This is a genomic window from Comamonas sp. Tr-654, from assembly GCF_011752915.1.
Taxonomy (GTDB): domain Bacteria; phylum Pseudomonadota; class Gammaproteobacteria; order Burkholderiales; family Burkholderiaceae_C; genus Comamonas.
The window spans coordinates 1-11,879 of the sequence record NZ_VWWQ01000012.1; the positions used below are offsets into that span (position 1 = coordinate 1).

Here is an 11,879-nt window from a genome sequence, read left to right on the forward strand (position 1 = left end):
GCCGCTGCTGCTGCCCATGCAGGTGTCGTTGCTGGTCGTGAGGTTGGGGCCGTTCACGCTGGGAACGTTCTTCATGGTGTAGGTGCCCGTGTACTCCACGATGTTCTTGGAAGTCCCGGACACCGTGTTGTTCAGATTCTGGGTTGTCGTTCCGTTCGTTGTAATGTTCTGGTCGGAGGTTGAAGTGGACCGACTCTCCATCGTGCCCGTAGAACGGCTCTCCACCGGCGCCACCACCGGATTGACAATGGTGACCGACTGATTTTGCTGTGCCCCCACGGAAGAGGCTTCGGTGGAGCTTTGCGCGCTGCTGCCGGCACTTTGCGCATAGCTGCACAAAGGAACGCAAAGACTTAACAGAGCTATTGAGAGTTTCATGCTTGGCTCCTATGTCGCCCGAGCCTGGCTGGCCAGGCCCGGGACAAACACAGCTATCTTGGGATAGCTTGCTTAGTTGGCATTGGCGGCAGAGCCTGCACCAGCAGTACCGGAAGTGCCTCCACCGTTGGAGAGGTAACCGGCATTACCCCATGCCCCGGCGTTCTGATGGACGGTACCTACAGAGCCCGCGTTCGATGTCGTATTGGTCAGTGCGCCCCAGGGTGAGGAAACGGCTCCCGATGTAGCGTTGTAGCCAGACGTGGTGCCCGCATTGCTGTTCACATAGGACAGTCCACCGCCAGGGCCGGCACCGGTTGCGACGACGTTGCCGGTGTGGGAAGTGGCTGCACCACCGGCGCTACCGCTGACGGGGCCGGCGTTATAGCCTGCTGCCGCTGCAGAACCTGCGTTGGCATTGGTCGCTGCGCCACCACCGGCAGCGGCATTGCCCGAAGTTGCCGAAAGGCTCTTCACGTTGCCGAAGGTAGTTGCGCTGCCACCGGCAGTTGCGCCACCGGCGCCGAAAGGTCCAATGGCGAAGCCACCACCAGATGCATTGGCATTGGAAGTCGCACCGGAGGTTGCGCTATTCGAACTCAGCGCGGCACCGTTGCCCGAGCTGGCTGCACCCGACACCGTGCCGGAAGATGCGCTCGACGTTGTGTTTGTGGCCGCAACGCTTGAGCTGCTCACTGCAGCAGATGCAACACCAGCCAACGCAATAACCGCCATGGCAATCAGAGACTTTTTCATGATCGTTCCTTTGAATAGCGAGTTTGAAGACAACTGAAGTATGTGAAAGAGACCTGTGCCAGGTATTAAGCAAAGGCCGGTTTTAACCGTCTTCAAGTTCTGGATTCAATTTTCACGGTCCACAACATGATTTCGGTAGCAGCAGTTTCAGAAAATGTCTGGGAAACAGTAATACCCTATTTGCAATTATTTTTCATCCACGAAGATAATTTCAGGGAATGATTAATACGCTGTGCCTGATGCAGGGTGTGCTATTGAAAAAATAGCATTGTGGAAGATCTCCTACAATGTTAAGAAAAGTAATCCATATTTCTATTTTTATTACTTCTCTTATGTTTCAAAAACAAAGGGTTTTCATCTAACTTTTACGGATGCTTTTCAATTCGCTACCCAATATTGAAGTGAATAAATGTAAAAATTTAAACCATATTTTTCGTTATGGATTTTTAATAGATTTTTGCAGGATGAAATTTTACTTTTCAGCAGATTTTTCAATTTCCATTACATAGATCGGGTGTCACATGTATCTCTCCGACTTGCCCAAGGGGCCATACTTTGATGCGGACAGCATCGAAGTCACATCCTCTGTCACGGGATACAGCTGGCCATCCGACATGAAAGGTCAGCAGAACCAGCCAGTTCGGGTTTTTCTGGCTGACGAAGACAGACACAGCAGGAGCGTGATCTCGCAGGAGCTCATGCGTGACCCTCGGACCATCCTGATCGGGCAGGCATCCTCCTACCGAGAAGCGCGCAAGGGCATCTTGGCCGAGGAGTTCGACGTGCTTCTCGTGGACCTGTCTCTTGGCGAAGGACAAGGAGCCGATTTGCTGGAGTTAGTCCAATTGAGAATGCCCACTGTATTGAGCATCGCCATTTCTTCCAGCGAAAAAGGCGATGCTGCCATGGATGCTTTCAAAAAAGGGGTGGTCGGATATCTATTAAAGAACTCATGGTTTGGAAGTTATTCCCAGGCAGTACTGGAAGTGGCCAATGGCGGAGCATCCATATCTCCGATTGTTGCGAAAAAAATTCTGCCGAAAATATTCCAATACTCTGCACCCAACGAAATTCCTCTTGAACACAAGAAATTCGAGAAACTGACGGATAGGGAAAAAGAAGTCTTACGATTGATTGCTCAAGGAAAAAGAACCCATGAGATCGGGGACTACATGGAAATAAGTGCATTGACTGTATCGACGCATGTGAAAAACATCTACCGAAAGATGCAGGTAAGGACCAGAGCACAGGCCGTCAGGTATGCAGTATTGAAAGGCATCATTTGAAAGCATCGAATATTCAAACGCTTTGGGTCGACAACAGCGCTTTGGCCTACAGAATGTACTTAACCTGTATTGGGATTTGAAATATTGGATGGGCCGCATTTTGATAAGCAATGCTCAACCGCACCGCTCGTTGTCCAACAACACCATGTGCCTCGAACCAGCGTCTGAGCCTCCTTCATCTGATTCCTGATTCGCCTGCTCGCAGGAAGACCACACGAAATTTCAACGGTGTCACACGCCTCTGTTACATTCATTCACAGGAGTGAACATGCAAACAACTGCCGTCGAACAGCCGATATCCAAGCCGCTCTCATTTCCTCATCATCTGACCGGCATGGGCATCGTGGCTTTGGCCAACCCGTTGATCTACTACAGCCACAATCCGACGCGTGCGTGGCTTGAGACTTGGCTGTCGCCTCTTGCAATGGCGCTTGCCGCATATGGTCTATACGCCCTGCTTGCGATCCATCGTGCAAAGAGTGCATGGCCCAAAGGCTTTCTGGTACTCGCCTGGCTTGTGCTTTCTCTGTCGGTAGCCAGTCCGTGGATCAACCCACCTCGCTCCAATCCGTATGCGACACAGGCCAAGCAACCTGCCCCCATCCCCGCAATCACCAGCCTTGGCACAGCAGCAGAAGACTCCGAGTGGTGAAAAGCGGCTTCACCCTTGGCGATTGGTCGAACCATCTGCTTAGCTACGGCTGATGACTCAATAGCCTGGTATCTGGAGATGCAGAAGCTAACTTGCCACCGGAACTGATGCAGCCGCCTTCTGCACCGCGGAAATGCTGCTGCCAGGCATGCGCTCCCCGAGAAAATCCAGAAAGTGCCTGACTGCCGGTGCCAGCCCGCGCCGCGAGGGGAACACCGCATGCACGATGCCGCGCGGGGGCGCCCATTGCGGCAATAACTGCACCAGCGTGCCCTGGTTCAAGGCATCCTGACACATATAGTCAGGCAGCCAGCACATGCCGCTGCCGGCCAATGCAGCAAATTTCAGGGTCAGCAAATCATCGACCACATAGCGCGGCTGCAGTTGCAGCCGGTGTTCCTTGCCTTCGGGTCCGACCAGCAGCAGGCTGGAATGGCCGTCGACCGCCGTCATTGCCATGCTGTCCAGCAGTTGCAAGTCCTCCAGGGTGCGGGGCGTCCCCTGGCGCTGCAGCAGATCGGGGCTGGCCACCAGGATCTGGCGCGAGCTGTCGAGTCGCTTGACGACCATGGAGCCGCTGTCCTCCAGCGTGGCACGTACGCGCAATGCGACATCCACACCCTCCTCGACCAGATTGACGGGGCGGTTGGTGACCTGCATCTCCACCTGTACCAGCGGGCAGCGCTTGAGAAACTCGGGCATCAGCTCACCCAGCACCGTCTGCGCCAGCGTCACCGGACAGGTCACGCGGATGGTGCCGCGCGGCTCGGTCTGGACTTCGGCCACGGCATCCGAGGCAGCCAGAGCGGCATCGCGCATGGCCTGACCATGACGCAGAAAGGTCTCTCCTACTTGGGTCAGAGACAGCTTTCGCGTGGTGCGCTGCAGCAAGCGCACGCCAAGATGGGCCTCCAGCTCGGCAACACGGCGCGAGAGGCGCGACTTGGGAATGCCCAGCGCCCGCCCCGCAGCAGCAAAGCCGCCACGCTCGACCACCTCGACGAAGTACAGCATGTCGTTGAGATCCACCATGCACATTTCCTTGGAATCGATTGAATTGATATTTGGAACGATCTATCGCATTTTTGCAGACTTATTGGCGAATCTAAACAAATCTACAATCTATTCCATTGCAATTCAAAACCAATCACTGTTTTGCCGCAACGCAGCATCGGGGCTGGGCAAGAAGTGTTTTCTGACTCATTTCTAGAGGTATAGATACCAACATGCAAATCCTGCACATCGACTCTTCCATCACTGGTTCCAATTCCGTGACCCGCGCCCTGACAGCCGATATCGTTGCCAGCCTCAAGCAGACCAATCCTGAAGCCAAGGTCGACTACCTGGATCTGGCCGTGAGCGCCCCCAGCCACCTGAGCGCGCAATCTCTGGGCTTTCGCACCGGCCAGGCCGCTGCCACCGAAATCGAACGCCAGGAAAATGCTGTCTCCGAAGCCCTGGTCAGCCAGTTCCTGGCCGCTGATGTGATCGTCGTGGGCGCCCCCTTCTACAACTTCACCATTCCCACGCAGCTCAAGGCCTGGCTGGATCGTATCGCCCAGGCTGGCCGTACCTTCAAGTACACCGCCACCGGCCCCGTGGGCCTGGCCGGCGACAAAAAGGTCATCGTGGCTTCCGCTCGCGGCGGTGCTTACTCCACCAGCGAAGCGGGCCAGGCCATGGAGCACCAGGAAAGCTATCTGAAGGTGATCTTCGGCTTCATGGGCGTGACCGACGTGACCATTGTTCGTGCTGAAGGCGTGGCCATGGGTCCCGACGCCAAGGCTGCAGCCATGGAAGCGGCCAAGGCTCAGATCGAGCAAGCACAAGCCGTCGCTGCCTGATAGCTATAGCTGACTGAGCTGCAAAAGCCGGTATCGCCCAGGGCGTACCGGCTTTTTTGCGCGACAAAATCGGGTCCCACCGAGGTTTCGGGCATTTCCGACTGAAGTTCTCGAAAAAAATGCCGATCTGGAGGCCTGAACCCGCTGTTTTTGATACGCTGAAAACAGTTAGATACTTATCAGGTCCCCGGTCACGTTTTCCCAGATGCCAGCTTCCCGTCCCATGCCCACCGCCGTCCGTCAATCGCCTCAGCGCTCCGACGAGAACCTCGTCGTCACCGCTATTGCCGTATTTCTGGTGGCAGCACTGATTCTGGGCACGGTCGCCTATCGATACCTCAAGCATTCTCAGCAGCAGCAGGAGCAGACTCGTAGCGAGCGTCAGGCCTACAAGCGCTATAACGACTATCTGGAATCCACCGAACAAGCAACTGCCAAGCCTGCCGCGAACCCGCCCTCCCCCGTGCAGGCCAGCGCGCCTGCCGCAGCGCCCAGCATGGCCGAGAAGCTGCTCAGCCACCCTGCAGTCACACCAGGCCCAGGCTTCAACGCTCCGGGCGTACAGCAGACCGGCGTGGCCATCATCGATGCGATGGACCACGCCCAGGCAACTGCCAAACAGTAAGCCCAGGCCGGCAGAAAAGCCCTGCTCGCCCCACGCCAGCTCAGCGCATCACCAGACCACCGTCCACCAGCAGCAGTTGCCCGGTCATGAAGCCACTGAGTTCCGAAGCCAGAAACAGCACCGGTCCCGCCACATCCTCGGGCCGCGCCAGCCGCCGCAGCGGTGTGGCCGCCATCAGCGATTCCCGGAAAGACTCCTTGCTGCCTTGCGTGCCCTGCGTGGGATAGACCAGACCGGGCGCCACGCAGTTGACGCGTATGCCCACAGGCCCCAGCTCGCTGGCCAGGTTGCGGCTGAAAGCCAGCAAGGCCCCTTTGGATGTCGTGTAGTCGTGATAGGCGACAACAGGCTGCTCCACCAGATTGCTGACGATGTTGACAATGCTGCCGCGCGCGCGCTGGCGCATCAGCGGTAGCACCGCACGGCAGACATTGAAGCTTGCACCTACGGCCCCGTCGAACTGGGCCTGATAGTCCGCCCATTGCAGATCGTCAAACCGGCTGCGGCGCTCCGGATCGAATGCATGGGGCCTGAAGGCATTGTTGACCACGATGTCTATGCCCCCCGCTTCGCGCACGATGCTGTCCACCATGCCCTGCACCGCCTCTGGCGAGCCCACATCGGCCTTGACCGCCCAGGCATCGCCGCCCGAGTCCTTGCCCGCAGCCAGGCAGGCATCCACAGCGCCGGTCGCAGCCTCGTCATTGGACAGGTAGTTGACGGCCACCGTCGCACCCTCGCGCGCAAACGCCAGGGCAATCGCCGCGCCAATGCCACGACTGGCTCCCGTCACCAGCACCACCTTGCCGCGCAGGCCCATTGAAGAAGACTGACTCATATTCACGATTTCCGCTCAAACACTGACAGGCCCCAAGCAGGAGACAGCCAGCAAGTGCCTTGGCAACACCGCCGCCACCGCAGCAATGCTGTAGTCCGCCTCCCCAGAGAAAGGGGAAGGCGCGGGCCCCCCAGGCAACGCGCCTCAGAGAGAGATTTACAGCGGCACAACCACATCCGCAACCTTGATCTGGCGCTGCACCATGCCCAGCGCACGATAGGCATCGGCACCTTTTTGCAGCGCAGCCATATCGAAGCTGCCCAGCGGCTGCCCCTGGACGGCGGGCAAGGAAGAGGCGTTACGCAGGCGTATCACATCCAGGTTGATGTCGCGGCGCGTGCCGTCGATGGCATATTTGCTGGCCAGCACCGAAGCCTCCTCGGGGTTCGCCATCATCCAGGCAGCGCTTTCGCGGTAGCCCTTGACGAAGGCCTTGAGCAAATCCTTCTTCTGCTGGAACACCTCTTCGCGCACCACAAACATGTCGCTTGACATATTGAGGTGGTCGCTGACCTGCATCACATTGACATCGCCGATGCCCTTGCGCAGACCCACGGTCAGACCGGTGTCCGTGGCGGCCGTGGCGTCAACCTGCCCTTGCATCAGGGGCGCAAAGTTCAGCAGGCCGGTCACGACAATGCTCACATCCGACTCCTTGAGGCCGGCCTGATGCAGCATCACCAGCAGGTTCTGGCGCGTGCCGCTGGCAAGGCTGTAGACGCCGATCTTCTTGCCCTTGAGGTCTGCGGGCTTGCGAATGCCCGAGGACTTCAGCGAGACCACGTTGAACACGTTCTGCGGATAGATGTCGTAGATCGCCACCAGCTTCTCGCCCTTGTCCAGCGCCATGAAGAACGAGCCGGGGTCGGTGAACGCCACGTCGGCCTGGCCGCTGAGGATGTTGCGGATCGCATCGCCGCCGCCCGCACCGGGAAGATAGGCCAGTTCCACGCCATTCGCCTTGAAAAAGCCTTTCTCGGGCTCGACCAGAATATTGGTGATCTCGCTGATGGGCTTGCTCCAGCCCGCCAGGCGAATCTTGCCCTGCAGAGGAACCGCCATGCTGGTGCCGGTCATGGCAAGGCCGCTCAGGCCTGCACAGGCGCCGAGCAGGCTGCGGCGGGAGATGAACGAAGTCTGGTTGCTGATGTGCATGACAAATGGTTTGAAGAAGCAGTCAGGCCCGGTTGCCGGACTGCGAGGTTGAAAAGTGATGGGAACGCAGCAAATAGCGCTCCAGAACAAGACAGGCCTGGTACAGCAGCAGGCCCATGGCGGCAATCAGCACCAGCGCCGCAAACATCAGCGTGGTGTCCATCATTCCCTGGGCGGCAATGACCACGGCCCCCAGGCCCTTGCTGGCGCCCATGAACTCGGCCACCACGGCTCCGACCAGCGCCAGCACCACGGCCACACGCAGCCCGGCCAGAATCGCGGGCAGCCCTGTCGGCAGCTTCAGGCGCAGCAGAGTCTGCAGTCTGGTAGCCCCCAGCATGCGAAACAGCTGCAGGCGCTGGGCATCCACCTGGCGCAGGCCCGTCAATGTGTTCTCCATCAGTGGGAAAAAGCAGATCAGCGCCGTGATCAGCACCGTCGGCAGCATGCCGAAGCCGAACCAGAGTACGAACAATGGCGCCAGAGCCAGCTTGGGCACGACCTGACTGACCACCACATAGGGCTTGAGCACGCGCTCCAGCAGTTCAGACTCGGCCAGTGCCATGCCGGCCAGCAGGCCCACGGCGCTGCCTATGAGCAGGCCCAGCAGCAAGGCCTGCAAGGTCGCCCAGAGATGCGGCCAGAAATAGCCGGACGCCAGACCCGACCACAGGGACAGCGCCACTGCCGAGGGTGCAGGCAAGACCAGCGCCGACAAGCCTAATTGCCTCGCAGCCATCTCCCACATTGCGATGACAGCTATCAAAAGCGAGGCAGACAGCCAGTGTGTTCTGTTCAGCAGGCCGCTCATGCGCCACCCCGGTCCATGGATGCGCGAATGCGCGCGCAATAGTCGTTGAACGCCGCGCCATGGCGCATGCTCTGCTGGCGCGGTTCTGCCAGCTCTATCAACCAGTCGTCCACGATGCGACCGCCATGCATGAGCGCAATGCGGTCACCCAGATAGACGGCCTCGTTGATGTCGTGGGTGACAAACAGCACCGTCGTGCCATGCCGATGGCAGGTACGCAGCAAATCATCCTGCAGCTCGGCGCGCGTGATGGCATCCAGTGCTGCAAAAGGCTCGTCGAGCAACAGCAGCGGCGGCTCCAGAATCAGGGCACGCGCCAGCGCCACGCGACTTTGCTGTCCGCCCGAGAGCTGGCGCGGATAGAGCGAAGCATGTTCGGCAAGACCCAGTTGCTCCAGCAACTGCATGGCCGCCTGTTGATCCTGCAGCCCGGGTTTGCGCTGCAGCGACACGGGCAGCAGCACGTTGTCGATCACCGTGTGCCAATCCAGCAAGGTCGGAGCCTGGAACATGAAGCCCAGCTGCGGCCCTGGCGCTGCCAGTTCGCTGCCGCGCAGCAAGACTTGCCCCGACTGAGGCCTGAGCAGGCCTGCCGCCAGCTTGAGCAGCGTGGTCTTGCCGCAGCCGCTGCGCCCCAGCAGGCAATGAAACTCTCCGGCCCCGATTTGCCAGTCCACACCATCCACCACGGGCGCTCGTCCCGGGTAGCTGTATCGGGCCTGCTTGAACTCCATGAATGCCACGGCGGTATCCACTCCCTCAGTCCGCATAAGAGGCCAGCGGCTGGGCCGCCAGCTCTGCCGACTGCTCGATCTCCGTCATGCGCACCAGATCCAGCAGGTTGAAGCGCCCGTCATGGTGCCAGCCCGCCTCGGGCATGCTCATGGAGCCGATGGCGCTGATACGCGTGACACCAACCGCACCCAACAGCCCCGCCAGGCGGTACAGCTCTTCGGGGCTGGCAGCAATGCCGGCGGTCTGCAGATAGTCACGCTGAGCGCCCACCACGGGCAGCACTGCATCGAGCCGGTCCACGGCCACCACCGCAATCGTGCGGTACAGCGCTGTCGGTGCCAGAGGCTGAAGACTCTCGCTGTAGGCCACGCTCCAGGACGCATCCACAGGCCCCAGCAGTTGGTGAGCTTCGCCGCCCCACTCCATGCTCTGCTGCCAGCGGGCCAGCGCCGCCGCTTCTTCCAGATCCAGCTCGCGGCGTGCGAAACGTCGCTGCAGATTGGCAAGCTCGGCCGCCAGATAGTCGGCAAAAGCACGCGGCGAAACCGGTGCCCCACGCTGCACATAGAACACATGGGGCGAGTAGCAGCCCTGCTGGTCGTAGCGCATCACGTCCCAGGCGGCCAGCCTTGCCATGCCAGGAGCCTTGAGCGTATCCAGCGCCTGCGCACCGATCAGGCCAAAGCCCAGCTTGTGGCCATGGGGCAAAAAGCGCGTCGTCACGGGCAGGCGACGGCGCAGCGCATCCAGAGTCTGGTTGCCACCGTAGGCCAGCACCGTATCGGCCTGGGCATAGAGCGCGTCGGCCTCCTCGCCGCCCGCGCCGCGCCACCAGACCACGGCCAGGCAATCGGCCAGCGGCGGATGCACCTCGGCAAGCAGGCGCGCAAACCAGCCTGCAAACAAGGGCTCGGCACTGGCCAGCTTGCCTATCGCAGGGGCCTTGACCAGCAAGCCGCAGACCAGGCTCCACAGCGACAGCGCAGGCACGTTGCCGGCCCAGCTATGCACCAGCAGGTCCGGGCCGAAAGCCCGTACGGCCCCGCCCTTGGCTGCCGGCTGAAAGCCGTCGAGCACTGCCGGGTTGGCAAAATCCTCGGCCACAAAGCGCTTGAGCTGCGCTGCACGAAAGGTCTTGAAAAACCCTGTCAGCCCCAGCCGCACCATATCGGCGTCATAGCCGCTGACCACAGGCAGCCAGGCTTCGGCCTGCTGGCGGTAGATGTCGTTGCGATCAAGCAGGCGGGCCATCGCACGATCGACGGCATCGATGATCTCGGCTACCGGCATGGGGCGTAGATGGATGGCCGCGGCCGCGCGCACGCGACCGGCCAGATCCCGCATCTGCTGCGCCGTCAGCACGGGCACACTGACTTCCAGCCTCTGGCCGTCCCGAGACTCGAAGTCCAGCGTCTGCCACTGCACTTCATCGTCGTTCAGGCCCGGCAGATAGCCTGCCTTGATACGCTTTAGCTTGCGCTGCTCGCTCATGCGCCGGCAGCTTTCACAAACTCTTCAACCGCCAGCGAGCATCCCTTGGCGGCAGCGCCCTCGGCGCGCCCCAGCAGCAAAAAGCCGTCTTTTTCCTGCTGGCCCGCCCACAGGCCCACATCCTCGGTCAGGATGGTGGTCACCGCGTTGTAGTTGGCCAGATCGCAATGCACCAGAATGCCGCGCTCACCAGCTGCCACGTCCCTGCCGGTGATCGGCTCGACCAGACGCGAACGGATCCAGTGCGGACCGGACTTGACCGAAGGCAGCGCCGCATTGCCATCGTCATAGAACTGGGTGCTCAGCTCCGTCATGCCATACATATTGAGGCACAGACTGCGCGGAACACCCAGCAGCTGCGAAAGCTCGGCATAGAACTCTTCAAGCGGCAGCTCGCGCGACTGCCCCTTGTAGCCGCCCGTATCCAGCACGCGGCTGCCCGCAGGCAAGCGGAAGCTGCGGCCCTGTTCACGCAGGGCATCCATGACATGGACCAGGCTGAAGCTCGCGCCCAGCAGGGCAAAGGGCTGGCCGCTGCGCTCGGACTCCTCCAGCGCTGCACACAGGGCCGGCATGTCCAGCCCTTCCGAGTTCAGGTAGTAGCGGCTGCCGGCCGAACCGAATTCGGAACAGGCCAGGGCCAGATAGTGGGCCAGCGAGGAATTGGGCATGGCCTGCTCATCGGGAAACAGAATGCCCATGGGCATGCGTTCCAGACCATGCATGAAACGTCGGGCGAAATAGCGCTTCATGGACAGGTCGTAGACATCGAGCTGCGGATGGAAATGACGTCCACGTGCGGCGCGGCCTGTGGTGCCGCTGGTCATGAATACACGCTCGGCGGGCGATGGCGGCTCGCTGCGCAGCTCCATCGCCTTGAAGGCATCGATGGGCACGGCCGGAACATCGCGCCAGCTCCTGACATTGCGCAGCGTGGCACCGCGTCGCTGGCAAAAGCTGCGAAACGGCGCATTGCATTCGTACTGATAGGCGAAAAGCCGCAGGGCGAGTTGGTTGAACTGGTCGTCGGTGCAGTCATCCATTGCGATGAAAGCAAGCAGATCGGCGACCAGCGAAGCGGCCTTGTCCATGAAATTCCTTCGAGAGCGGGGACGTCATGCTCCGAAGGCTTGCTGACCATGCGAGAACGCACTGCCCTGAGGTCAGCTTGCAAGCTCTTCTTCCGCCGGTATGAACCGGGTCAAGTTCGCGGGTGTAGATCTCAGCACTGGTGTGCACCCCGGAGCGCGGCGCCATCTTACCCCAACGGCGTCGCTGCACGGGGCCCGAGCTGCCGCATGAAAGTCG

Annotated in this window: 13 protein-coding genes, 1 pseudogene and 1 riboswitch; of the genes and pseudogenes, 5 read left to right on the forward strand and 9 right to left on the reverse strand. The window is 60.1% G+C overall.

Translation table 11 applies throughout. The features are described 5' to 3' along the window. Together F3J24_RS24490 and F3J24_RS25250 are read right to left on the reverse strand one after the other, a co-directional pair. Positions 1–378 (reverse strand): annotated as a pseudogene (locus tag F3J24_RS24490) (hypothetical protein); the annotation flags it as partial. A gap of 72 nt (positions 379–450) precedes the next feature. Next, positions 451–855 carry a hypothetical protein gene (locus tag F3J24_RS25250; protein WP_167011467.1) on the reverse strand — a complete coding sequence of 135 codons (405 nt, stop codon included), beginning with the start codon at positions 853–855 and terminating at the stop codon, positions 451–453. A gap of 58 nt (positions 856–913) precedes the next feature. On the opposite strand from F3J24_RS25250, the gene F3J24_RS25255 reads away from it, so the two are divergent. The 3 genes from F3J24_RS25255 (at position 914) to F3J24_RS24510 (ending at position 3,072) form a co-directional block, all read left to right on the forward strand. Continuing rightward, complete coding sequence (locus F3J24_RS25255; protein WP_370527776.1) at positions 914–1,171, forward strand: hypothetical protein; 258 nt, start codon at positions 914–916, stop codon at positions 1,169–1,171. 484 nt (positions 1,172–1,655) lie between these two features. Continuing rightward, entirely contained in the window at positions 1,656–2,420 is a 765-nt protein-coding gene (locus F3J24_RS24505) for a response regulator transcription factor (RefSeq protein WP_167011469.1), read from the forward strand. A 268-nt stretch (positions 2,421–2,688) separates the two neighbouring features. After that, positions 2,689–3,072 (forward strand): hypothetical protein, encoded by a 384-nt coding sequence (locus F3J24_RS24510; protein ID WP_167011471.1) that lies wholly within the window; start codon positions 2,689–2,691, stop codon positions 3,070–3,072. Between the two features lie 87 nt (positions 3,073–3,159). On the opposite strand, the gene F3J24_RS24515 is transcribed toward F3J24_RS24510, so the two are convergent. Beyond that, positions 3,160–4,104: a LysR family transcriptional regulator gene (locus F3J24_RS24515; protein ID WP_167011473.1), complete on the reverse strand. Its 945-nt coding sequence runs from the start codon at positions 4,102–4,104 to the stop codon at positions 3,160–3,162. 194 nt (positions 4,105–4,298) lie between these two features. On the opposite strand from F3J24_RS24515, the gene F3J24_RS24520 reads away from it, so the two are divergent. Further along, positions 4,299–4,916, forward strand: a complete 618-nt coding sequence (locus F3J24_RS24520) for an FMN-dependent NADH-azoreductase (protein ID WP_043004262.1) — start codon at positions 4,299–4,301, stop codon at positions 4,914–4,916. 223 nt (positions 4,917–5,139) lie between these two features. After that, positions 5,140–5,541, forward strand: coding sequence for a hypothetical protein (locus F3J24_RS24525; protein ID WP_167011475.1), 402 nt, complete (start codon positions 5,140–5,142; stop codon positions 5,539–5,541). A gap of 40 nt (positions 5,542–5,581) precedes the next feature. Here F3J24_RS24525 and F3J24_RS24530 read toward each other — a convergent pair whose 3' ends face one another. From F3J24_RS24530 to F3J24_RS24555, 6 genes are all read right to left on the reverse strand, one after another. Next, positions 5,582–6,379 (reverse strand): SDR family oxidoreductase, encoded by a 798-nt coding sequence (locus F3J24_RS24530; protein ID WP_167011477.1) that lies wholly within the window; start codon positions 6,377–6,379, stop codon positions 5,582–5,584. Between the two features lie 156 nt (positions 6,380–6,535). Then, on the reverse strand, positions 6,536–7,534 hold the full coding sequence (locus tag F3J24_RS24535) for an ABC transporter substrate-binding protein (RefSeq protein WP_167011479.1): 999 nt from the start codon (positions 7,532–7,534) through the stop codon (positions 6,536–6,538). 22 nt (positions 7,535–7,556) lie between these two features. Beyond that, positions 7,557–8,345, reverse strand: a complete 789-nt coding sequence (locus F3J24_RS24540) for an ABC transporter permease (RefSeq protein WP_167011481.1) — start codon at positions 8,343–8,345, stop codon at positions 7,557–7,559. Continuing rightward, a complete protein-coding gene (locus F3J24_RS24545) occupies positions 8,342–9,115 on the reverse strand; it encodes an ABC transporter ATP-binding protein (RefSeq protein WP_167011483.1) in 774 nt (257 codons plus the stop codon). Before F3J24_RS24545 ends, F3J24_RS24540 begins: the two co-directional genes overlap by 4 nt. After that, positions 9,105–10,571 carry an acyl-CoA reductase gene (locus F3J24_RS24550; RefSeq protein WP_167011485.1) on the reverse strand — a complete coding sequence of 489 codons (1,467 nt, stop codon included), beginning with the start codon at positions 10,569–10,571 and terminating at the stop codon, positions 9,105–9,107. The genes F3J24_RS24545 and F3J24_RS24550 overlap by 11 nt, the downstream gene beginning before the upstream one ends. Continuing rightward, positions 10,568–11,662 (reverse strand): long-chain fatty acid--CoA ligase, encoded by a 1,095-nt coding sequence (locus tag F3J24_RS24555; RefSeq protein WP_167011487.1) that lies wholly within the window; start codon positions 11,660–11,662, stop codon positions 10,568–10,570. The genes F3J24_RS24550 and F3J24_RS24555 overlap by 4 nt, the downstream gene beginning before the upstream one ends. A 70-nt stretch (positions 11,663–11,732) precedes the next feature. After that, positions 11,733–11,824: riboswitch (TPP riboswitch) on the reverse strand. Positions 11,825–11,879 lie beyond the last annotated feature (55 nt).

Bases quoted from the DNA above. Each gene is read 5' to 3' on its own strand.
- F3J24_RS25255 (WP_370527776.1), top strand. From the start codon at position 914: ATGGCGAAGCCACCACCAGATGCATTGGCATTGGAAGTCGCACCGGAG.
- F3J24_RS24540 (WP_167011481.1), bottom strand. From the start codon at position 8,345: ATGAGCGGCCTGCTGAACAGAACACACTGGCTGTCTGCCTCGCTTTTG.
- F3J24_RS24555 (WP_167011487.1), bottom strand. From the start codon at position 11,662: ATGGACAAGGCCGCTTCGCTGGTCGCCGATCTGCTTGCTTTCATCGCA.
- F3J24_RS24530 (WP_167011477.1), bottom strand. From the start codon at position 6,379: ATGAGTCAGTCTTCTTCAATGGGCCTGCGCGGCAAGGTGGTGCTGGTG.
- F3J24_RS24525 (WP_167011475.1), top strand. From the start codon at position 5,140: ATGCCCACCGCCGTCCGTCAATCGCCTCAGCGCTCCGACGAGAACCTC.
- F3J24_RS24550 (WP_167011485.1), bottom strand. From the start codon at position 10,571: ATGAGCGAGCAGCGCAAGCTAAAGCGTATCAAGGCAGGCTATCTGCCG.
- F3J24_RS24520 (WP_043004262.1), top strand. From the start codon at position 4,299: ATGCAAATCCTGCACATCGACTCTTCCATCACTGGTTCCAATTCCGTG.
- F3J24_RS24535 (WP_167011479.1), bottom strand. From the start codon at position 7,534: ATGCACATCAGCAACCAGACTTCGTTCATCTCCCGCCGCAGCCTGCTC.
- F3J24_RS24515 (WP_167011473.1), bottom strand. From the start codon at position 4,104: ATGGTGGATCTCAACGACATGCTGTACTTCGTCGAGGTGGTCGAGCGT.
- F3J24_RS24545 (WP_167011483.1), bottom strand. From the start codon at position 9,115: ATGCGGACTGAGGGAGTGGATACCGCCGTGGCATTCATGGAGTTCAAG.
- F3J24_RS24510 (WP_167011471.1), top strand. From the start codon at position 2,689: ATGCAAACAACTGCCGTCGAACAGCCGATATCCAAGCCGCTCTCATTT.
- F3J24_RS24505 (WP_167011469.1), top strand. From the start codon at position 1,656: ATGTATCTCTCCGACTTGCCCAAGGGGCCATACTTTGATGCGGACAGC.